The 19,636-nt window shown below is 70.6% G+C and carries 23 protein-coding genes; 9 read left to right on the top strand and 14 right to left on the bottom strand.

Annotated features, from left to right (window positions below; all coding sequences use genetic code 11):
* Window positions 1-8: 8 nt before the first annotated feature.
* The 4 genes from ACOACQ_RS04490 to ACOACQ_RS04475 form a co-directional block, all read right to left on the bottom strand.
* On the bottom strand, window positions 9-371 hold the full coding sequence (locus tag ACOACQ_RS04490) for a hypothetical protein (RefSeq protein ID WP_420287691.1): 363 nt from the start codon (window positions 369-371) through the stop codon (window positions 9-11).
* 3 nt (window positions 372-374) lie between these two features.
* Complete coding sequence (locus ACOACQ_RS04485; protein WP_420287690.1) at window positions 375-1,736, bottom strand: ABC1 kinase family protein; 1,362 nt, start codon at window positions 1,734-1,736, stop codon at window positions 375-377.
* Between the two features lie 25 nt (window positions 1,737-1,761).
* Window positions 1,762-2,412 carry a peptide-methionine (S)-S-oxide reductase MsrA gene (gene msrA, locus ACOACQ_RS04480; protein ID WP_378597357.1) on the bottom strand — a complete coding sequence of 217 codons (651 nt, stop codon included), beginning with the start codon at window positions 2,410-2,412 and terminating at the stop codon, window positions 1,762-1,764.
* Window positions 2,413-2,490: 78 nt separating this feature from the next.
* Window positions 2,491-3,465 carry a DUF5995 family protein gene (locus ACOACQ_RS04475; RefSeq protein ID WP_378597358.1) on the bottom strand — a complete coding sequence of 325 codons (975 nt, stop codon included), beginning with the start codon at window positions 3,463-3,465 and terminating at the stop codon, window positions 2,491-2,493.
* A gap of 55 nt (window positions 3,466-3,520) precedes the next feature.
* Between ACOACQ_RS04475 and ACOACQ_RS04470 the strand changes: the two genes are divergently transcribed.
* Together ACOACQ_RS04470 and ACOACQ_RS04465 are read left to right on the top strand one after the other, a co-directional pair.
* Window positions 3,521-4,693, top strand: a complete 1,173-nt coding sequence (locus ACOACQ_RS04470; protein ID WP_420287689.1) for a cystathionine gamma-synthase — start codon at window positions 3,521-3,523, stop codon at window positions 4,691-4,693.
* A gap of 10 nt (window positions 4,694-4,703) precedes the next feature.
* On the top strand, window positions 4,704-6,029 hold the full coding sequence (locus tag ACOACQ_RS04465) for an AI-2E family transporter (protein ID WP_420287688.1): 1,326 nt from the start codon (window positions 4,704-4,706) through the stop codon (window positions 6,027-6,029).
* Here the strand turns inward: ACOACQ_RS04465 and greA are convergent.
* Together greA and ACOACQ_RS04455 are read right to left on the bottom strand one after the other, a co-directional pair.
* Window positions 6,026-6,538, bottom strand: a complete 513-nt coding sequence (gene greA, locus ACOACQ_RS04460) for a transcription elongation factor GreA (RefSeq protein WP_378597361.1) — start codon at window positions 6,536-6,538, stop codon at window positions 6,026-6,028. The genes ACOACQ_RS04465 and greA overlap by 4 nt on opposite strands.
* Before the next feature lie 77 nt (window positions 6,539-6,615).
* Window positions 6,616-7,023 (bottom strand): DUF4307 domain-containing protein, encoded by a 408-nt coding sequence (locus ACOACQ_RS04455; RefSeq protein ID WP_378597362.1) that lies wholly within the window; start codon window positions 7,021-7,023, stop codon window positions 6,616-6,618.
* A 41-nt stretch (window positions 7,024-7,064) separates the two neighbouring features.
* On the opposite strand from ACOACQ_RS04455, the gene mca reads away from it, so the two are divergent.
* Genes mca through ACOACQ_RS04440 form a run of 3 tightly spaced genes read left to right on the top strand, consistent with a single transcriptional unit; the run spans window position 7,065 to window position 8,878 of the window.
* A complete protein-coding gene (gene mca / locus ACOACQ_RS04450; protein WP_378597363.1) occupies window positions 7,065-7,976 on the top strand; it encodes a mycothiol conjugate amidase Mca in 912 nt (303 codons plus the stop codon).
* A gap of 12 nt (window positions 7,977-7,988) precedes the next feature.
* A complete protein-coding gene (locus ACOACQ_RS04445; RefSeq protein WP_378597364.1) occupies window positions 7,989-8,237 on the top strand; it encodes a hypothetical protein in 249 nt (82 codons plus the stop codon).
* Window positions 8,237-8,878: a LysE family translocator gene (locus ACOACQ_RS04440; RefSeq protein WP_420287686.1), complete on the top strand. Its 642-nt coding sequence runs from the start codon at window positions 8,237-8,239 to the stop codon at window positions 8,876-8,878. The genes ACOACQ_RS04445 and ACOACQ_RS04440 overlap by 1 nt, the downstream gene beginning before the upstream one ends.
* Before the next feature lie 4 nt (window positions 8,879-8,882).
* Here the strand turns inward: ACOACQ_RS04440 and ACOACQ_RS04435 are convergent, their stop codons facing one another.
* Window positions 8,883-9,476, bottom strand: a complete 594-nt coding sequence (locus tag ACOACQ_RS04435; RefSeq protein ID WP_378597365.1) for a TetR/AcrR family transcriptional regulator — start codon at window positions 9,474-9,476, stop codon at window positions 8,883-8,885.
* A gap of 37 nt (window positions 9,477-9,513) precedes the next feature.
* Window positions 9,514-10,476, bottom strand: coding sequence for a diguanylate cyclase (locus tag ACOACQ_RS04430; protein ID WP_378597366.1), 963 nt, complete (start codon window positions 10,474-10,476; stop codon window positions 9,514-9,516).
* A 74-nt stretch (window positions 10,477-10,550) separates the two neighbouring features.
* On the opposite strand from ACOACQ_RS04430, the gene ACOACQ_RS04425 reads away from it, so the two are divergent.
* Window positions 10,551-11,819, top strand: a complete 1,269-nt coding sequence (locus ACOACQ_RS04425; protein ID WP_420287685.1) for an oxygenase MpaB family protein — start codon at window positions 10,551-10,553, stop codon at window positions 11,817-11,819.
* A gap of 6 nt (window positions 11,820-11,825) precedes the next feature.
* On the opposite strand, the gene ACOACQ_RS04420 is transcribed toward ACOACQ_RS04425, so the two are convergent.
* From ACOACQ_RS04420 to ACOACQ_RS04400, 5 genes are read right to left on the bottom strand one after another with little or no spacing between them, the layout of a single operon-like run.
* Window positions 11,826-12,887 carry a hypothetical protein gene (locus tag ACOACQ_RS04420; protein ID WP_420287684.1) on the bottom strand — a complete coding sequence of 354 codons (1,062 nt, stop codon included), beginning with the start codon at window positions 12,885-12,887 and terminating at the stop codon, window positions 11,826-11,828.
* Window positions 12,880-13,416 carry a SigE family RNA polymerase sigma factor gene (locus ACOACQ_RS04415; RefSeq protein WP_378597369.1) on the bottom strand — a complete coding sequence of 179 codons (537 nt, stop codon included), beginning with the start codon at window positions 13,414-13,416 and terminating at the stop codon, window positions 12,880-12,882. Before ACOACQ_RS04415 ends, ACOACQ_RS04420 begins: the two co-directional genes overlap by 8 nt.
* A gap of 50 nt (window positions 13,417-13,466) precedes the next feature.
* Window positions 13,467-14,555 carry a DNA glycosylase AlkZ-like family protein gene (locus ACOACQ_RS04410; RefSeq protein WP_378597370.1) on the bottom strand — a complete coding sequence of 363 codons (1,089 nt, stop codon included), beginning with the start codon at window positions 14,553-14,555 and terminating at the stop codon, window positions 13,467-13,469.
* 3 nt (window positions 14,556-14,558) lie between these two features.
* Window positions 14,559-16,229: a DUF885 domain-containing protein gene (locus tag ACOACQ_RS04405; RefSeq protein ID WP_420287683.1), complete on the bottom strand. Its 1,671-nt coding sequence runs from the start codon at window positions 16,227-16,229 to the stop codon at window positions 14,559-14,561.
* Window positions 16,230-16,239: 10 nt separating this feature from the next.
* Window positions 16,240-17,211, bottom strand: coding sequence for a helix-turn-helix transcriptional regulator (locus tag ACOACQ_RS04400; RefSeq protein ID WP_420287682.1), 972 nt, complete (start codon window positions 17,209-17,211; stop codon window positions 16,240-16,242).
* Between the two features lie 105 nt (window positions 17,212-17,316).
* On the opposite strand from ACOACQ_RS04400, the gene ACOACQ_RS04395 reads away from it, so the two are divergent.
* Window positions 17,317-18,432, top strand: a complete 1,116-nt coding sequence (locus ACOACQ_RS04395; protein ID WP_420287681.1) for an epoxide hydrolase family protein — start codon at window positions 17,317-17,319, stop codon at window positions 18,430-18,432.
* A gap of 27 nt (window positions 18,433-18,459) precedes the next feature.
* On the opposite strand, the gene ACOACQ_RS04390 is transcribed toward ACOACQ_RS04395, so the two are convergent.
* On the bottom strand, window positions 18,460-18,816 hold the full coding sequence (locus ACOACQ_RS04390) for a DUF4345 family protein (protein ID WP_378597374.1): 357 nt from the start codon (window positions 18,814-18,816) through the stop codon (window positions 18,460-18,462).
* 115 nt (window positions 18,817-18,931) lie between these two features.
* Between ACOACQ_RS04390 and ACOACQ_RS04385 the strand changes: the two genes are divergently transcribed.
* Both ACOACQ_RS04385 and ACOACQ_RS04380 read left to right on the top strand, forming a co-directional pair.
* The gene (locus ACOACQ_RS04385; RefSeq protein WP_378597375.1) at window positions 18,932-19,210 is read left to right on the top strand and encodes a hypothetical protein; all 279 of its coding nucleotides are present in this window, start codon (window positions 18,932-18,934) and stop codon (window positions 19,208-19,210) included.
* Window positions 19,207-19,635 carry a TA system VapC family ribonuclease toxin gene (locus tag ACOACQ_RS04380; protein WP_378597376.1) on the top strand — a complete coding sequence of 143 codons (429 nt, stop codon included), beginning with the start codon at window positions 19,207-19,209 and terminating at the stop codon, window positions 19,633-19,635. Before ACOACQ_RS04385 ends, ACOACQ_RS04380 begins: the two co-directional genes overlap by 4 nt.
* Window position 19,636 lies beyond the last annotated feature (1 nt).

Below are 19,636 nucleotides of genomic sequence, written 5' to 3'. Positions count from 1 at the left end.
GAGGGGGCTCAGCCGAGCGCGCGTCGTACGGCCCAGGCGCCGAAGGCGGCGAACGGTACCGGGAGAAGGGTGGCGACCAGCCCCGGTCCCAGCCCGATCATCGGCGTCGACGCGGCGCCCACCGCGACGTCGATCGAGTCGCTCGCCAGGGCGGCGCAGCCCCACAGGGCGGTCGCGGAGGCGGGCGCCGCGACGGTGCCCGCGCCGATCACGAGGTCGCGGACCCCGATGGTCCGCAGCAGCAGGACGAAGGACGGGTCGTCGCTGCGTCCGATGAGGCGGGGCGCGGCCATCATGGCCACCCCCACGCCGACCCGCACCAGCCCGAGCGCCTTGACGGCGCGAACGTCACCGCCGGTGGTCGATGCCATTGGTCACTCCTCGGTGGTGCTGTGGCCGGGCGCCGCCGCCACAAAGCCCGGCAGGAACTCCTCCATCAATGAGCGGAACGATGCCTCGGCCTCGAGCTGGCTGAGGACGCCGACGCCGCCGAGCCAGGTGCGGTGGATCAGGACGTACGACGGCGGCAGGTTCAGCTTGAGCGACACCGTGTACGCCGGGTCCCGCGGATTGTTGATCCGCTGGAACTGCTCGCGCATCCACTCCCGGCTGAACCGGAACCGCTCGACCAGCGTGGGCTCCACGAACGGTGAGAGGTAGTCCATCAGCAACTGGGGGTCGAGGTTGATCCGGTCCTTGAGGAAGCCCTCCTCGCGCAGGCCCTCGATCAGCGCCTCGCCGTCACCCGCGGCGCACAGCGAGATCAGTCGGCCCATCGGCGCCGGCAGCCCACGCTGGGGGAGGCGGGCCACCGATCCGTAGTCGAGGACCCCCATCCGGCCGGGCGTTCCGTCGTCGTTCGGGATGATGCGGAAGTTGCCGGGGTGCGGGTCCGCGTGCAACAGGCCGGTCCGGGCCGGTCCGGAGAAGAGGAACCGGGCGAAGATCTCGCCGTAGTGGTCGCGCTCCTCCGGAGTTCCGTCGGCGATGATCGTCGCGAGCGATCCGGCCGAGTCGAGCCACTCGGTGATGAGCACCCGCGGGCCTACGGCCACCACGTCGGGGACGTCGATGACGGGATCGTCGCGGAACGTCGACGCGAACATCCGCTGCGCCTCGGCCTCGAGCTCGTAGTCGAGCTCCTCGCGCGCCCGGGCCTGGACCTCCTCCACGAGCGGCTTCATGTCGACGCCGGGGATCAGCGGCCCGATCGCGCGGGCGGCCCGCGCGAGCGTGCGCAGGTCGGACATCAGGGCCTCGCCGGCGTTCGGGTACTGCACCTTCACCGCGACCCGCCGGCCGTCGTGCCACCTGCCCTCGTGGACCTGGCCGATCGAGGCGGCCGCGGTCGGGGCGCCGTCCATCCAGACCAGCTGGTTCTTCCAGTTCGGGCCGAGGTCCTCGGCCAGGATGTTGCGCACCGTCTGGGTCGGCATCGGGGGTGCGGAGTCCTGGAGCCGGGTCAGGTGCTCGCGATACGGCGCCGCCATCTCCTCCGGCAGCGCCGACTCGAGCACCGACAGCGCCTGGCCGAACTTCATCGCCCCGCCCTTGAGCTCCCCGAGGGTGCGGAACAGCTGCTCGGCCGTGCGCTGCTGGATGTCGCTCATCACCGCCTCGGCGGAGGCCCCGCCCATCCGCTTGCCGAAGCCGAGCGCGGTACGGCCGGCGTAGCCCAGCGGCAGGGCGGCCAGACGTGCCGTGCGCGCTGCTGCCTTGCGCGGGAGATCAGCCATGCGTCGAGTGTGTCAGCCAGTCACATCAGGCCGGGAAGGAGATCCCGGTCGAGGCGTGGCAGCGGTAGCCGTGCGGCACCTTGTGCAGGTACTGCTGGTGGTGCGGTTCGGCGTAGTAGTACTCGGCGGCCGGGGCGATCTCGGTCGTGATCGGGTCGAAGCCGCGACGGGCCAGCTCCTCGCCGTACACCTTGGTGAGCTCGCGGGCGGTGGTCTCCTGCTCGGGGCTGGTGAAGTAGATCGCCGAGCGGTACTGCGTGCCGTGGTCGTTGCCCTGCTGCATGCCCTGCGTCGGGTCGTGGACCTCGAAGAACTTCTTCACCAGGTCGGCGTACGAGACGACGTCGGGGTCGAAGACGATCCGGACGGCCTCGGTGTGGCCGGTGCGTCCGCTGCAGACCTCCTCGTACGTCGGGTGCGGGGTGATGCCGCCGGCGTACCCGACCGACGTCGACCAGACGCCGGGGACCTGCCAGTAGATCTCCTCGGCGCCCCAGAAGCAGCCGAGGCCGAAGACCGCGGCCTCGAGTCCGTCGGGTACGTCACCCTCGGCGGGACCGGTGACCAGGGGCGTGTGCAGGACCTCGTGGAGAGGGGGGAGCGCGAACGCGGGAGCAGCGCGGCCAGGCAGGGCCTGGGCAGGGTCGACCATCTCGGACTTGCGACGGGAGAACATGCCCCCATTCTCTCCGGGCAGGCAAGCCTCACACCTGTGGGCGGGTCGTTGGTCGAGGAGGTTGCCTTCCGACCCTGATCAGTCGTCGCGGCCGTGCACGGCGCACCAGGCGTCGCGCTTCGCGGGCTGGGCGACGAGGACGGCGCGGATGACCTTTGCCTGGAGGACGGAGTAGAGCTCGATCTCCTGCTCGACGAGCCTGCGCTGCGCGGGGGTCTTCGCGAGGGTGAGGGCCTCGGCGTGGCGCCAGACCATCTCGCGCCAGCCGCGCATGATCAGGCCGGCGGCGGTCTCCTCGACGGTGCCGGCGTCGATGTCGTCGAAGGTCGGGTCGAAGCGACGCGCCTCCTCGGCGAAGACCGGTCCGTAGAGGGTGTCGAGCCGGTTGTTGTAGCGGTTGTGGTCGGCCTTGTGGCTGCCGTCGGGTCCGGTGAGGCCGACCGTGGCCAGCACGTGCGGGAAGTCGCGGTTGATGTGGGCGTTCATCGCCAGCATGAAGTTGCCCAGGCCGCTCATCGCCCGGTCGTCCTCCGCCTTCAGCGCGATCTGCCAGGCCATCGGGAGGCCGGTTCGCTGGCCGGACTCCCACTTGCTGGTCACGTCGAAGTAGAGCTCGGCGAACACGGCGTCGACGCGGTTGAGCCAGGCCCGGTCGGTGAAGTAGCCGGAGCGGACGGCGTCGCGGACGTTCTCGGTCACCCGCAGGTAGGCCAGCGAGAAGATCGACGAGTGGGCACACGACCCGGACAGCCGGTCGAGGCGTTCCTCCATCCGCACGACGACGTCGTCGATGCACTCGTCGGCACCGCTCACGCAGACGTTTCCCGTGTACGGCGTCGCGGGCAGCGGGAGCGGCGCGAACAGGCCGATGAGGCTGTCGAACACCGGCAGCACGAGCCCGCGCAGCGGGTCGGGATCGCCCGTTGTGCCCGTGTCGTCGGCGGAAGCGGCCGGCGCGCCGATCCCGCTGCCCCCGCTCGTGAGCACGGTCAGGAGCACGGTGGCGAGCAGGGTGGAGAGCAGGGCGACGAAGGAGCGGCGGGGCGCGGTCACATCAGGCTGAACGAGCGAGGCCGGTCCTCGTGACGGTGCTCGCTAGGCTCACGGGGTGAGCAACCGCGAGCACCTTGACACTGCTGGCTTCGAGACCCGGGCCATCCACGCCGGCTACGAGCCGGACCCGACCACCGGCGCCGTGATCCCGCCGATCTACGCGACCTCGACCTACGCCCAGGACGGCGTCGGCGGGCTGCGCAACGGCTACGAGTACAGCCGCTCGGCCAACCCGACGCGCACGGCCCTGGAGTCGACGCTGGCCGCGCTCGAGGGCGCCGCGCACGGCTACGCCTTCGCGTCCGGTCTCGCGGCCGAGGACACCCTGGTCCGCGCCCTGTGCCGGCCCGGCGACCACGTCGTGCTCCCCAACGACGCGTACGGCGGCACCTTCCGGCTCTTCGACAAGGTCGCGACGGCCTGGGGGCTGAGCCACAGCCCGGCACCCGTGACCGACCTCGACGCGGTCCGGGCCGCGATCCGGCCCGGCGAGACGAAGCTCGTGTGGCTCGAGACCCCCACCAACCCGCTGCTCTCGATCGGTGACATCGAGGCGATCGCCGCGGTGGCGCACGACGCCGGCGCGAGGCTCGTCGTCGACAACACCTTCGCGTCGTCGTACCTCCAGCAGCCGCTGGCGCTCGGCGCCGACATCGTCGTCCACTCGACCACCAAGTACGCCGGCGGCCACTCCGACGTCGTCGGTGGTGCGCTCGTCGTCGACGACGCCGAGCTGGCCGAGAAGATCGGCTTCCACCAGAACGCCATCGGTGGCGTCGCTGGTCCGTTCGACGCGTGGCTGGTGCTGCGTGGCCTGAAGACGCTGGCGCTGCGGATGGAACGACACTGCGACAACGCCGAGAGGATCGCCGACTTCCTCTCGACCCATCCGGCGGTCAGCCAGGTGATCTACCCCGGACTGCCCGAGCACCCCGGCCACGAGGTCGCGTCGCGCCAGATGAAGCGGTACGGCGGCATGATCTCGTTCCGCGTCACGGGCGGCGAGGAGCAGGCTCTCGCCGTGTGCGCCGCCACGCAGGTGTTCACCCTCGGTGAGTCGCTCGGCGGGGTGGAGTCGCTCATCGAGCACCCGGGCCGGATGACGCACGCCAGCGTTGCCGGCACCGACCTCGAGGTCCCGGCGGACCTGGTCCGGCTCAGTGTCGGGATCGAGACCGCAGACGACCTGCTCGCCGATCTCGACCGCGCCCTCGGTGGTCTCGTCTAGCCTGAGGCCCGTGACGAGCGACGGCCCGACCGAGCCCGAGGACCAACCCGCACCGGAGCCCTACGATCCCGTGGATCCGGACGAGGTGCCCGTGGCGGAGCCGCCGCTTTCCGAGGAGGAACGCGAGGAGCGGCGCTTCCGGCGCTTCGCCCACCAGTGGGCGATCGTGCGCGAAGAGCGCCGCGAGGAGCGTCGGGCCGAGCTCCCGGCGTTCGCGAGCGGTCCGTCGAACTACCGCCGCGCGGAGGTGCCCTTCGGGCTCGACCTCGCCGCGGGCTGGGCCTGGCGCATCCTCATCATCGCCGCGGCGACGTACCTGCTGATGCGGGTGCTCGGCTTCTTCGCCGTCGTCACGATCCCGATCGCAGTGGCACTGCTGATCAGCGCGCTGGCCGCACCGTTCGTCCGGGCCCTGACCCGGATGGGTGTCCCACGGGGCCTCTCGGCGTTGCTGGTCGTGATCACCGGCTTCGCGGTCGTGGGTGCGCTGCTCACGTTCGCCGGGCAGCAGGTCGCGTCCGGCGCGAACGACCTCGCCGACTCGACCGTGCAGGGCCTGCAGGAGATCCGGAACTGGCTGCGCGACGGGCCGCTCAACGCGAGCGACTCGCAGATCAACGACTACATCAAGAACGCCCAGGACATGATCCAGGACCGTTCGAAGAACGGGGAGCTGCTCACCCAGGTCACGGAGGTCGGCGCCGCGCTGGGCCATGTGGTCGCCGGGTTCTTCATCGCGGTGTTCGCGACGTACTTCTTCCTCGCCGACGGCGACCGGATCTGGTCGTGGATCGTGCGCATCGCGCCGCGTGCGGCCCGCGAGCGGGTCGACAGCTCGGGCAAGGTCGCCTGGATCTCGCTGGTCCAGTTCGTGCGCGCGACCGTCCTGGTCGCGCTCGTCGACGCGGCGGGCATCGCGCTCGGAGCGGCGATCCTGAACGTGCCGTTCGTGCTGGCGATCGGCGTCCTGGTGTTCCTCGGCGCGTTCGTGCCGATGATCGGTGCCTCGATCGCGGGCAGCGTGGCGATCCTGGTCGCGCTGGTCGACCAGGGGCCGCTGACCGCGCTGCTGATGCTCGGTGTCGTGATCGGCGTCCAGCAGCTGGAGGGCCACATCCTCCAGCCGTTCCTGCTCGGTCGCTGGGTCTCGCTGCACCCGCTCGGCGTGATCCTGGCGATCGCCGGGGGCGTGCTCGTCGCGGGCATCGCCGGCGCCCTCGTCGCCGTACCGCTGGCGGCGGCGGCCAACGCGGTGGTGCTGCACCTGGCCCAAATGGCAGAACCGCCCGCCTCCGAGGTGGAGACGGACGGTTCCGACGAACCCGTGGTGGCCTAGGCCACGAACGGCTTCGCGTCGAGGATGACGACGGTCTGTGCCTTGCCGTTGACCTCGTAGCTCACCGTCTCGCCCTTGCTGCGGCCGTTGATGGCCTGGCCGAGGGGGGACTGGGGGGAGTAGACGGTCAGCCCGTCGCCCGGGTCGATCTCGCGCGCGCCGAGGAGGAAGGACTCCGCGTCGGCGTCGTCATCGCCCTCGAACTTGTAGGTCACGACCATGCCGGGCTCCACGATGCCGTCGTCCGGCGGCGTCTCGCCGACCTCGGCACGACGGAGCATGTCCTCGAGCTGGAGGATCCGGAGCTCGTTCTTGCCCTGTTCCTCGCGGGCGGCGTGGTAGCCGCCGTTCTCCTTGAGGTCGCCCTCTTCGCGGGCGGCACTGATCTCGGACACGATCTCGGCGCGGCGGGGACCCTTGAGGTGGGCCAGCTCCGCCTGCAACTTGTCGTAGGCGTCCTGGGTCAGCCAGATGGTGTTGGCGCCGCCGGACTGGTCGGTCTGCGTCATGTGAAGCTCCTGTACTGCTCGTCGTGCACCCGTTCGGGTACAGAACGAACGAGTCTACCCGCCCGGGCTCGGGCGGGTCAGCGATACCGGGGCTGGCCCTCGGTCTTGCAGCCGATCCACTGCACCGTGGTCGCCCGGCGGTGCGTCTTGATGGCGATGTCGTACGTCGGCCCGTCGGCCGGGTCCGGCTCGAAGGTGAGCTCGCCGACGACGGCCTTGTCGTGCGAGATCGCACGCAGGTCGCACTCGGCGTCGACCGGCCCGTCGCCGTACTGGATCTGGACCTCGATGGTGGCGTTGTGGTCGTCGATCACCTTGTGGCCGATCTCCTCCGAGGAGACGGCCGGGCTGGCGTGGAAGAGCATCGCCCACAGCAACCAGCCGAGGAAGGTGACCGAAACGGCGACCGCGAGGGCGATCACCGCCAGCCGTCGGCCGCGCGACGGGGCGCCGTACCGGCTGGTCAGCGTGTCGGGAGAGCTCACCGGTTCATGGTCCCACGACCGTTCTTCCTACGATGGGGGGCATGCCCACCACGCACGCGCCCGCGATCGACCGCTCCGGGCTGCGGTTGATGCACGTCCACGCCCACCCCGACGACGAGTCGAGCAAGGGTGCGGCCTCCACGGCGAAGTACGTCGCCGAGGGTGCTGCGGTGCGTGTGGTGACCTGCACCGGCGGCGAACGAGGGTCGATCCTGAACCCCAAGATGGATCGCCCCGACATCCTCGCGAACATCACCGAGGTCCGTCGTCAGGAGATGGAGCGGGCACGCGACATCCTCGGTGTCAGCCAGACCTGGCTGGGGTTCGTGGACTCCGGGTGGCCCGACGGCGACCCCAAGCCGCCGCTTCCGGACGGCTGCTTCGGGCTGGCCCCGCTCGAGGAGGCGACCGAGCGCCTCGTGCGCGAGGTGCGCGAGTTCCGCCCCCACGTCGTGACGACGTACGACGAGCGCGGTGGCTACCCGCACCCCGACCACATCCGGTGCCACGAAGTGAGCGTCGCGGCCTTCGAGGCAGCAGGCGACCCCGACCGTTTCCCTGAGGCAGGGGAGCCGTGGCAGCCGCTCAAGCTGTACTACCACCACTCGTTCAACCGTCCCCGGATGCTGGCGCTGCACGAGGCGATGCTCGCGCACGACCTCGAGTCGCCCTGGGCCGAGCGCCTCAAGGAGTGGAAGCCGGAGCCCGAGTGGGACGCCCGGATCACGACCCGGGTGCCGTGCGGCGAGTACTTCGGCGTCCGCGACCAGGCCCTGCTCGCCCACGCCACCCAGATCGACCCCGACGGGTTCTGGTTCGCGATCCCGCGCGAGCTGCAGGAGAAGGTCTGGCCGACGGAGGACTTCGAGCTGGTGACCAGTCACGTCACCTCGCCACTGCCCGAGGACGACCTGTTCGCGGGCATCGCTGCGCCCTCACCGGGCGACGCCTGAGAGACTGACGTCATGCACGCGCTCGCTGTCACCGTCACCTCCGTCCTGCTCAGCGCCGAGGAGAAGGCACCGGACGACAACGACGTGGTCGCGGGGTGGATGGGCTTCGCCGTCTTCATGTTCCTGATCCTCGCCGTGGCGGTCATCGGCTGGTTCCTCACGCGCAGCCTGCGCAAGGCCGGCAAGGCCAAGGACGCCGGCGTGTACGGCGACGTCCCGGCTGCCGAGGACAACGACGTCGAGAGCAACGGGAAGGCCTGATGGTCGGCCTCGACCAGCTCCTGGGCTTCGGCCTGGCCGCGCTGGTCGTGATCGTCATTCCCGGACCGAGCGTCGTCTTCGTGGTCGGCCGGGCGGTCTCCTACGGCCAGCGGGTCGCGCTCGCCAGCGTCATCGGCAACACCCTCGGACTGTTCGTCGTGATGGCACTCGTCTGCCTCGGCCTGGGTGCGATCGTGGCCGAGTCGATGCTGGTCTTCACGATCATCAAGTTCGCAGGTGCCGCGTACCTGGTCTGGCTCGGCGTGCAGGCCCTGCGCCACCGCAGGGAGTTCCGGATGGGGGACGGCGACGCACGGGCGTCGCTCACCGGCTGGAAGGCCGTCCGGCAGGGATTCGTGGTCGGCATCAGCAACCCGAAGGGCTTCCTGATCTTCGCTGCGATGCTGCCGCCCTTCGTCGACCAGTCCTCGTCGTCACCGGTGCCGGCGCAGATGTTCGCGCTGGGCAGCCTGGCCGTGGTCCTCGGCCTGGCGTGCGACTCGGTCTGGGCGCTGGCCGCCGGCCGCGCGCGCGAGTGGTTCGTCGCCTCGGAGCGCCGCGGCAGTGCGCTCGGTGCCATCGGCGGTACGTCGATGATCGGGCTCGGCGTCGGCATGGCCCTCTCCGGCCGCCACAACTGATCGATCAGGCCTGCAGGTAGCCCATGACCAGGGCGACCATCTCGTCGAGGAGCTGGTCGCGGTCCAGGTTCGCAGGCTGGTCGAGCACCCACCGGGACGCGAGGGTCTCGAGACTGAGGACCAGCACCCACGCAGCGACCGTCGGGGACGGGCGTCGACTCGTCTCCGGTCGGGCCGCGAAGTAGATCGCGGCGAGGTCACTCACCTGCTTCTCGAGCGCGCCGCGCCGGGCCCGGTTGCGGGCCACGGGCAGTTCCTCGGCGATGACCCGCAGGAGGGCGGGGTCCGCCTCCAGCGCCGCCACGAGCGCATCAACGGTGTCGCGCACGGCACTCGCGCCCGAGCCGCCGATCCGGTCGGACACGGACGCCGCGACGCTCTCGGCCACGTGCTCCCAGTGGCGGTCGATGACCACGTCGAGGATCGCCTGCTTGTCGGGGAAGTACTGGTAGAGCGAACCGGGGCTGACCCCCGCGGTGGTCGCCACGCGGTTGGTGCTGAAGGCGTCGTACCCGTCCTTGATGAGTACGGCGCGGCCCGCGGTGATGATCCGCTCGACCATCTCGCGGGAGCGGGCCTGCCGGGGAGCCTTGCGCACGGGCCCGAGCGTAGACCGGTCAGGCGGGTCAGGTGGGTCAGGCGGTGCGGGTGGACAGGTGGCGTCGCTTGGTGTCGTACATCCGGGCATCGGCGTGGAGCAGCGCCTCGGGCAACCGGTCGATCGCAGTGAGCGGCGCGGTGCCGACGCTGGCGCGCCGAGCCAGGGCCGGGCCGAGGCGGGCGTGCAGTTCCTCGGCACTGAGGTCGGGGCTCATGACCGCGAACTCGTCGCCGCCGAGACGGGCGATGACGTCGCTGTCGCGCAGGTGGTTGCGCAGCACGTCGGCGACGCGGCGGATCAGGGCGTCGCCGGCGTCGTGGCCGCCGTCGTCGTTGACGAGCTTGAGGCCGTCGACGTCGATGAACGCGACGGAGGCGGTGTCGCCGGTGCGCTGCTCCCACCGCAGCTGTGCCTGCTCGAGGAAGCCGCGGCGGTTCCACAGGCCGGTCAGGTCGTCGGTGGTCGCGAGGCGGTGGGTGGCCTGGTGCAGCTCGACGGCGGAGGCCAGCTGGTGGTGGATGGTGACCTTGTCGAGCGTGACCGAGGCCGCGTTGGCGAGCCCCTGCAACAGCGCGACCTCGCCGTCGGTGGCGGTGTGGTGCTCGGCCCAGTAGGCGCCGATCGCGGCGATCGGATCGATCGAGCGCACGGGCATCATCACCAGGCTCTGCACGAAGGTCGGGCGGTAGGCCTCGAACGGAATGCGCGGGTCGGCGTAGATGTCGGGGATGACGACATGGGTGCCGTGCACCATCGCCCAGCCGCTGATGCAGGCCTCGAGGGGGAACCGGAGTCCCTTCCAGAGTGGCTCGATCGCGTCCTCGTCGTCGTAGAAGCACTGTTCGCCGTCGCGCAGGACGAAGGTCGCGCCGTCGCAGTTGGCGAGCTCGCGTGCCGCGGTGCGGACGACGGCCTGGACGTCGTCGAGGTCGGCGGCAAGCGACAGCTCCTGGATGGCGAGCAGCAGGCGCTCCACCCCGGTGACGTCGGTGGTCATGTCGAGACCATCGGCAGGATCGGGCTCGACATTCGCGACTTGAACACGAGTAAATGCTCGCGTCACCATGGAGCATGAGCGCAGCTGCTGACGTCACCCCCCAGGGGTCCCTGCCCGGCACCACCCCGACCCGCTTCATGGCGGGCGTCGAGCGCAACCGTCGCCTCGGCCGTCCGCTCAAGCTGGTCGGTCGCGTGAAGGGCGTCGACGAGGACCTCCTGGCCCGCATCGGCGAGGCGATGATGGAGCGTGACGAGCCCGGGGCCCGGCTCGCGGACGCGATCCGTTTGCGAGCAGGCGTCCCCGGCCGGGTCACGATGGAGCAGGTCCGCAGGGCCCTCGAGTACGGCGTCGGGTCGGTGCCCGACGCGCCGCCGGCCCTCATCGAGTTCTTCTCCCTCGTGGAGGCCGAGCCGGACTGGCTCGACCGGGCGCTGCTCGAGGAGGGCGCTCGCGTCTTCCGTCGCCTCGGCCAGAACGCGCAGGACGTCCTGCTCCAGCTGTCCCTCGTCGGTGGCTACCGGTTCGGTGGGCCGACCGACCTGCTCGTGGCCACGGGCGCCCTGACCGGTGGCGCGACGCTGCGCCGGCTGGCCGAGACGCAGAAGTGGGGCGCCAGCCTCACCGAGCCCGGTTCGCTGGTGGCGCCGCGCGACGGTGCGCCGGCAGGGGAGGGTTGGCGACTGACGGTGCACGTGCGCCTCATGCACGCCATGGTCAACCACGCCTTCGAGCCGAACTGGGACTCCGCCCGCTGGGGCCTCCCGATCAACCAGGCCGACCAGGCCTCGACCCTCGGGCTGTTCGACGGCGTCCTGCTCATCGGTTCGCGCGCCCTCGGCGTGCCGATCAACAAGCAGGAGTCGCGGGCCGTCATGCACCTGTGGAAGTACGTCGGCTGGCTGATCGGTGTCGACGACGACTTCCTCGTCGACGACGAGTGGGAACGCCACCGGATCGACTACCACGTGCTGCTCGCGCAGGGTCCCATGTCCGACGCCGGCCCAAAGCTCGCGCAGGCGGTCGTGGCGACGCAGGCCGAGCGCACCTACCCGGGCGTCCCGGCGCCCCTCCAGGGGCTTCGCGGCCGCTTCGAGCGGGAGCGGCTGCTCTCGATGCTGACCGTCTTCCTCGGCCCCGAGAGCATGCGCGAGCTCGGCCTCCCGATGCGCCCGCCCTGGGCCCACGCCTACCTCGTCGGCCTCAACACCCTGCGCTACCGCGTGCTCGGTCGCCTGCCCGGGGGCAAGGACCGGCTGACGCGCTGGGGCAAGCGTCGTACCCAGTGGGTGCTGGACAGCTACTTCGAGGGCAAGCCCGAGGACATCGGCAGGATTGGCTGAGCCTCGTCAGTCGAGGCCGAGGTCCTCGAGGGTCGTGGGGATCGCCTTGCCTTCGCCCAGCTCCCAGCTGTTCCAGTTGAGGAATCCGCATGGACTCTGGGTGAGACGGATGACGTCGCCGTGGTCGGTGGCCGCCACGAGAGTCAAGGGCGCGTCCTGGAGTTCGGTGCAGTTGTTCTCGCCGAACTCGTTGAGGTCCTCGGCGACCTCGCCCGGGTTCTGCCAGGCGGCGTCGAGGTCGGCGAGTTGGTCGGCGCTGAGGTCTGCCACCTTGCTCGTCGGTGCTGCGTCCGTCTGCGGCGAGCACAGCACGGCGGCGATGAGGTGCTCGCGACCGGGGCGGGCCGGGGACGGAGCGGTCCACTGGTCGCAGGAGAGCGGACCCTCGTACGGCCGGGTGTAGTCGAGGCGGTCGCGCTGCTCGCCCAGGGCGGCCAGGTAGGCGTCCGCCAGGAACCCGCCGTCGACTGCGTGGTCGTCGAAGCTGATCGGTGAGCACGGGGCGGTCGGGACCAGCACGGTGCTGCCGTCGGCGTAGCTGAACTGCAAGGACTGGCGGGTGGCGACGAAGTCGATCGCGGCACATCGTCCGGGATCGAAGGGCTCGATGTTCTCCAACTGGTCGGCGAACTCCGCGAAGTCGCCGACGAGGGCGTCCATCCCACCCAGTACTGCCTCACGAGCGCGCACCAGTTCACGCGACAACGACCCGGGTTGGCCGGCAGCATCGGGATCGGGGCACAGGCGCACACTCGTCAGCCCGCGCAGGTCATCGACCTGCATGTTGGCGTCGTTGAGCTCGGGCAGCGTCGCCGGACAGGCGGGGGCGTCGTAGGGCGCGGTCGTCCCGGTGCTGTCCGCAGCGCGATCGTCGTCCGGCCCCTGGGTCGCGACCACCGCGACGGCGCCGATGACGGCGATCGTCGCTGCGGCGGCGCCGAGGCCGACCAGGCGGTGGCGGTGGCGTGCGCGACGTGCAGCCGTGCTGACCACCTGCGGGTCGAGGCTCGAGGCGTCGTCGGGGACCGCGGCCCGGAGCAGGCTGCGGAGCTGGGTCTCGTCAGTCATGGGTGTCCTCCAGGAGTCCGGATGTGCGGAGGGCGCGCAGGGCGCGCGAGGTCTGGCTCTTGACCGTGCCGGCGCTGATGCCGAGCGCCTCGGCGGTCTGGGCCTCGGAGAGGTCGTCGAAGAACCGGAGCACGACGACCGCTCGCTGTCCGCGCGGCAGGCCGGCCAGTGCCACCAGCACGTCCCGGCGCACGCCGGGGTCGTGGCCGCGGTCGAGGGCACCGGAGGCCGGACGGTCGGGCAGTGTGCCCGTGGGCACCTCGCCGTTCCAGCGCCGCCGCCACCAGTCGGTGTAGGTGGTGAGCATCGTTCGTCGTACATAGGCATCGACGGCACCGCCGTCGATGCGGTCCCACCGGCGCCAGCACTTCATCAGCGCCGTCTGGACGAGGTCCTCGGCCTTGTGGCGGTCGCCCGTCAGCAGCCACGCGCTGCGCCACAGCGCCTGGCTGCGGGCAGCGACGTACTCCTCGAACGTCGGCGCATCGCCGGTCCTCTCGTTGACGAGCACGGGAACAGCCTCGCGCATCTCACCACCTCCACCCCTCAGGACGGGCTGGCGTCGACGGATGGTTGTCGTCAGCCGCGGACGACCTCCATGCCCAGCCAGTCGGCGAGCGCCTGCACCTCGGCCTCGACGGCGTCACCGATGGCCGGGTCCCACGCGAAGTCCTCGTGGACGGCATGCACCCGCAGCGTCCGGGTCTTGCGATCGGCCTTCGCGTCGAGCTTCCCGACCAGCCGGTCGTCGTACAGGATCGGGAGGGCGAAGTAGCCCCAGCGGCGCTTCGCGGCCGGCTTGTACATCTCCAGGACGTACTCGAACCCGAACAGCTCCTGCGCCCGGTCGCGGTCGTACACGAGTCGGTCGAACGGTGACAGGAGGGCGCACCGACCCTCGAAGGGCTCCTCGGACGCAGCGAGTGCGTCGCTGTCGACCCGCCACGTCCCGGAGGCGCCCTCCACCTCGGCCTCCTCCCCGATGTCGCCGACCTCGACGAACTCGGAGAACTGGGCGGCCGGCCTGGCGCGGGCGATCCCGAGGGAGGCGAGGCGCCGACCGGCGAGCTCGACACAGGCGTCTTCGTAGGACGGAACGGTGAGGTCGGCGGGATGGACCCGCTCGGCCAGGTCGAAGCAGCGCAGCCGTCCCCGTCGTCCGCTGATGGCGAGCTCGCCGAACATCATCAGGAACTCCAGCATGAGCACGACGTTCTTGTCGTTGGTCCAGCCCGTCGACTGCCACGGCTCGACCGCAGTGTCGGGTACCTCGCTCGCGATCACGGGTCCGGTGTCGCGCACCCGGGCCAGCACATCGGCCCGGAAGGCGGCGTTGGCGCCCATCCACTGCAACGCCCGGTCGTGGCGGCCCCAGCGGCGCACGGTCGCCAGGTCCAGCACGACGTCGTCCATCACCCGGACGTACGAACCGTGCTCGATGAGCGAGCGCTCCTGCTCGAGCGCGAAGCGCAGGTCCGAGGGGGCGTAGCCGGTCCCGAGGCGCGACCACGCGACCAGGTCGACGTTCGGCGCGATCGCGGCCGTCGGGTCGACCTGCAGCAGGGTCAGGTGGTCGACGGTCGCCACCAGCGACTCGGGGCGCCACGCGTCCAGTAGCTGCGCCCGGACGGCGATCCGCCGGGCCTGCTGGGGATCGAGCCGGAGCACGGCTCAGAGCCTGGCGAGCGCGGCCTTCAGGGGGTCGAGCCCCAGGGAGCCGAGGTCGAGCGCAGCGGTGTGGAAGGCCTTGAGGTCGAACGCGCTGCCGTGGCGCGCCTGCGCGTCCGCGCGGGCGTCGAGCCAGATCCGTTCCCCGACCTTGTACGACGGCGCCTGCCCCGGCCAGCCGAGGTAACGGTTGACCTCGAACCTGAGCGAGCCGTCGTCCATCCGGGAATGGGCCCGCATGAACTCGAAGACCCGATCGGCGTCCCAGACCTCGCCCGGCCGCCAGCCGAACGGGTTGTCCTTCGGGATCGTCAGGCCGAGGTGCACGCCGATGTCGACGATGACCCGCGCTGCCCGGAAGCCCTGCATGTCGAGGAAACCGAGCCGATCGCCCGGATCGGCGAAGTAGCCCAGCTCGTCCATCAGCCGTTCGGCGTACAACGCCCATCCCTCGCCGTGGCCGCTGACCCAGCAGAGCAGCCGCTGCCAGCGGTTGAGCAGTTCGGCCTGGTGGACGACCTGCGCGCACTGCAGGTGGTGGCCGGGCACGCCCTCGTGGAAGACCGTGGTCGTCTCGCGCCACGTGGAGTACTGCTTGTGGTCGTCGGTGAAGGAGAACCACATCGTGCCGGGCCGGGAGAAGTCCTCGGTGGGCGGGGAGTACCAGGCGCCGCCGTCGTTGGTGGGAGCCACCTTGCAGTTCAGGGTGCGGATCGGGTCCGCGATGTCGAAGTGCACGCCGTCGAAGTCGGCGAGGATCGCATCGGACTTGGCCTGCATCCACGCCTGGAAGGCCTCACGGCTGCCGCAGTCGCGGGCCGGGTCGGCATCGAGCGCGGCCACGGCGTCGGCGACGGAGCCACCGGTGACGATCCGCTGGGCGGTCGAGGCCATGTCGTCCTCGATCCGCTTGAGCTCCTCCCAACCCCAGGCGTAGGTCTCCTCGAGGTCCACGGTGGCGCCGAGGAAGTAGCGCGAGGCGAGGGAGTACGCCTCCCGGCCCACGCCGTCGGTCTCGCGGCCCCGGGGCCGGAGGTCGGTCTCGATGAACCGGCCGAACTCGGCGTACGACGACGAGGCGGCCTCGGCCGCCCGGGTCAACCCGGGCTTCAGGGCATCGGGTGCGGCGCTGACGGCCTGCTGGAAGTAGTCACCCGCCGTGCCCTCCTGCCCGGTCCAGCCGCGCACCTGGCTGGCCACCTCGGCGTACTGGCGCCGCGCGGAGACCCGGCCGGCGTTGGCTTCCTCCAGGAGGGTGGCCCGGTAGCCGTCGAGGGCGGCGGGGACGGCGTCCAGTCGCTGGCCGATCGCCTCCCACTCGTCGGTGGTGCCGGTCGGCATCAGGTCGAAGATCTCGCGGACCGCGTGGATCGCGCTGCTGATGACGGAGAACTCGCTGCGGTCGATCCGGGCGTCCGCGCGCTCGACGGTGAGCCCGACGCGTTCGAGGAAGGCGTCCTTGGCGACCTGCTCGCGGGCGTCGCTCACCTCCAGGGCGGCGACGTCGGCCAGGGCGCGGCGGTGCAGCTCCTCGCTGGCAGCGAAGCCGTCGGGGGAGAAGTCGGGCAATTCGTGCTCGTGGCCGGGGATGCCGGCATACGTCGCGGTCAGGGGGTCGAGTGCGGCCACGTCCTCGACGAATTGGTCGGTCCGGGCGTCCACGAGTCGCGTCATGACGGGAACCCTAGGGCGCCGTCCCGACAAGGGCACGCGCATATCGGTCGGCCAGGACCCGGAGATGGTCCACGAGCGCCGGTGGCGACTCGACCGTGAAGTCCAGTCCGAGCATGCCGATCCAGACCGCGACGATCTCGAGGCTGTCGCCACCCGTGACCAGGACACAGCGTCCGTCCTCGCGGGCCTCGACCACACCGACCGCCGGATTGATCCGGGCCAGGACCTCGTCGGCGGGCGCGTCGATCACGAGCCGGGCGTGCACCGCCCAGCCCGTCCGGGCCACCTCGCGCACCACGAGCTCGGTCAGGTCGCCCGGCAGGGGAGCAGGGGTGAAGGCGCGCCCGCCGGGGAGGCGGAGCGTCAGCCAGTCGACCCGGTACGGCGACCAGTCGCCCGTGGACGGATCGCGGCCCACGACGAACCACCGCCGCTGCCACGCCACCATCCGGTACGGCTCGAACTCGATCCGCTCGTCCAGGTCGTCACGGCGATAGAAGACGCGCAGGCCGCGATGGTCACGGATCGCCGCCGCGATCTCGGTGAGCACGCCGGGATCGACCTCGGGGTCCTCGACGTTGGAGTCGGTGTTGACCGGACCCGCCTCGGTGGCGTCGCGGAGGCTGGCGATGTGGCGTCGCAGCCGGTCGGGCAGGACGTGCTCCAGCTTGGTGAGTGCCCGAGCACCGCTGTCCTCGAAGCCCGCGACGCCGGTGACCGTGCGCAGCCCCACGGCCACCGCCACGGCTTCCTCGTCATCGAGCAGCAGCGGCGGCAGCTTCGCTCCGACCCCCAGCCGGTAGTGGCCGGCTCGGCCTCGCTCGGCCTCGATCGGATAGCCCAGCTCGCGCAGCCGACCGATGTCGTTGCGCACCGTCCGGTCGGTCACCCCGAGCCTCTCGGCGATCTCCGGAGCGGTCCATTCGGCACGCGTCTGGAGCAGCCCGAGCAGTTCCAGGACCCGTCCCGAAGTTTTCTTCACAGGGCTGTTCTAACAGGAACGAAGGGTTCCGGATTGCCTCATAACGTCGTGTTCAAGAGGAAGGGCCCCCACCGACCAGGCCCACCCCAACCGAGAGGCACGACGATGACCGAGCAGATCACCCCCTTCAAGATCGACGTCCCCCAGGCCGACTTCGACGACCTGCAGGCCCGGCTGGAGCGCACCCGCTTCGCCCCGGCCGTGCCCGGCGACTCGTGGGACTACGGCACCCCGGAGTCCTACCTGCGCGACATGGTGGAGCAGTGGAAGTCCTTCGACTGGCGCAGCGTCGAGGCCCGCCTCAACGAGCACGCCGGGTACGTCACCGAGATCGACGGCCAGCGGATCCACTTCCTGCACGTGCGCTCCGCGGTCGAGGGTGCGACGCCCCTCCTGCTGGCCCACACCTACCCCGGCTCGGTGCTCGACTTCCTCGACATGATCGACCCGCTCGTGAACCCCGAGGCACATGGCGGAAAGGCGGAGGACGCCTTCCACGTCGTCGTACCGTCGATGCCCGGGTTCGGCTGGTCCACCCCCGTGGTCGACACCGGATGGACAATGCGCCGGGTCGCGGCGGCGTACGACGTCCTGATGCGCCGGCTCGGCTACGACGCCTACGGCGTGCACGGCAGCGACGGCGGTGCCATGGTCGGCCGCGAGCTGGCGGTCCTGAACCCCGAGGGCTTCCTCGGCGCCCACGTCCTGCACCTGTTCTCGTTCCCGTCCGGTGACCCGTCGGAGTTCGAGAGCTTCGGACCCAAGGAGTACGCCGCGCTCGAGCACATGCAGTGGTTCCAGTCCGTCGGCGGCTACAACCAGATGAACGGCACCCGCCCGCAGACGATCGCGGCCGGTCTGGCCGACTCGCCGGTCGCAGTGCTGGCCTACAGCGAGCTGTTCGAGAGCTTCGGCAACGGCACCAGCCTCGTGAAGCCCGATCAGGTGCTCGCCCAGGCGACGCTCTACTGGCTGACCAACACCTACGGGTCGGCCGCGCGCTACCACTACGAGGAAGGGCACTCCGGCGCCGAGCCGGTCGTCAGCCAGGGACGGATCGGCGTCGCAGTCTTCAAGGACGACTTCCAGACGATCCGCTCGCTCGCCGAGCGCGACAACGCAAACATCCAGCACTGGTCGGAGTTCGCCGCGGGCGGCCACTTCGCCGCGATGGAGGTGCCCCAGGACGTGGTCGGCGACCTCCGGGCGTTCTTCGCCTGAGCGCTGCTTCCCAGCGCCCGGTCGGCCTCAGGCCGACCGGGCGCTTCGGCGTGCACCAAGCAGCAGTGCGGCGGCCGCGGCGGCCTCGAGCGCGATGAAGCCGGCCATCGTGGGGCTCGGCCGGCCCTCGAAGGCAGAGGACGCTGCACGGCCGGCCGCCATGCCGGCGGTGGCGATCCCGACTGCGTTCGCAGAGGCCGGGTTGGCGACCAGCGCCGCGGCGAGACCAAGGGGCAGGCCGCCGTACACGGCACGGATCTCGGTGCGCGAGTCCGCATTCGGGGCCGTGAGCCCGGTGGTGGCAGGCACCACGGAGGGCTTGAAGAAGGAGGCGATGCCGAGGCCGGCGTAGCCCGCGGCGCCGAGAGCAATGAGGGGATTCATGCCGTCATCGTCCCGCGTGGATCGTCAGCGCACCATGACCTCGGAGGTCATCGGCACAGTTCGGGAGATGGGGGTGATGCGGGTGATGCATCCATGGTGATGCTAGGATCATCACGTGCGTACGACGGTGAACATCCATGACGGACTGCTCGACACGGTCAAGCGGCACGCGCTGGAGCATCACCGCACGTTGGGCGACGTGATTGAGGAAGCCCTCCACCGCTACCTCCTGGTCATCGACCAGCCGCGGGAGCAGGGCCCACCGCTTGCCGTGTTCCGACGCGGAGGTGGCGCGCGGCCGGGAGTCGACCTGACCAGCAACGCATCAATCTACGAGGCTCTGGGCGACGAGTACGAAGACTTCGCGCGACAGACTCGGGACGACGCGTCGTGAATCTCCTCGATGTCAACGTGCTCATCGCACTGTTTCGTGGGGAGAGCGCCCATCACTCAACGGCCATGGCGTGGTGGAGTCAGGCCGACGCGATCGGCGCGCCCTTCACCGTGACTGACCCTGTCTGGGCATCGTTCGTCCGGGTCGTCACGAACCCGCGGGCGTTCGATGTGCCAGCGACCTTCGATGAGGCCTGGGCGTTTGTCGGCACCATTCGGTCCCAACCGACCTACCGCCGCTACCTGGACGCGTTCGAGCCGCTTCACGAGTTCGAGCGACTTTGTCGTGGCACCAACGCCACGGGCATTCTGGTCACGGATGCCTACATCGCCGCTTGTGCCTCGGCGATCGGAGCGACCGTGGTCACCTTCGACCGCGACTTCCGCAAGTTCGACGGACTGCGTGTCCTCGAACTCAGCGTCTGAC

This window comes from Nocardioides sp. CPCC 206347, assembly GCF_048654605.1.
Classification (GTDB): domain Bacteria; phylum Actinomycetota; class Actinomycetes; order Propionibacteriales; family Nocardioidaceae; genus Nocardioides.
This window is presented reverse-complemented; position numbering and strand designations above follow the sequence as displayed.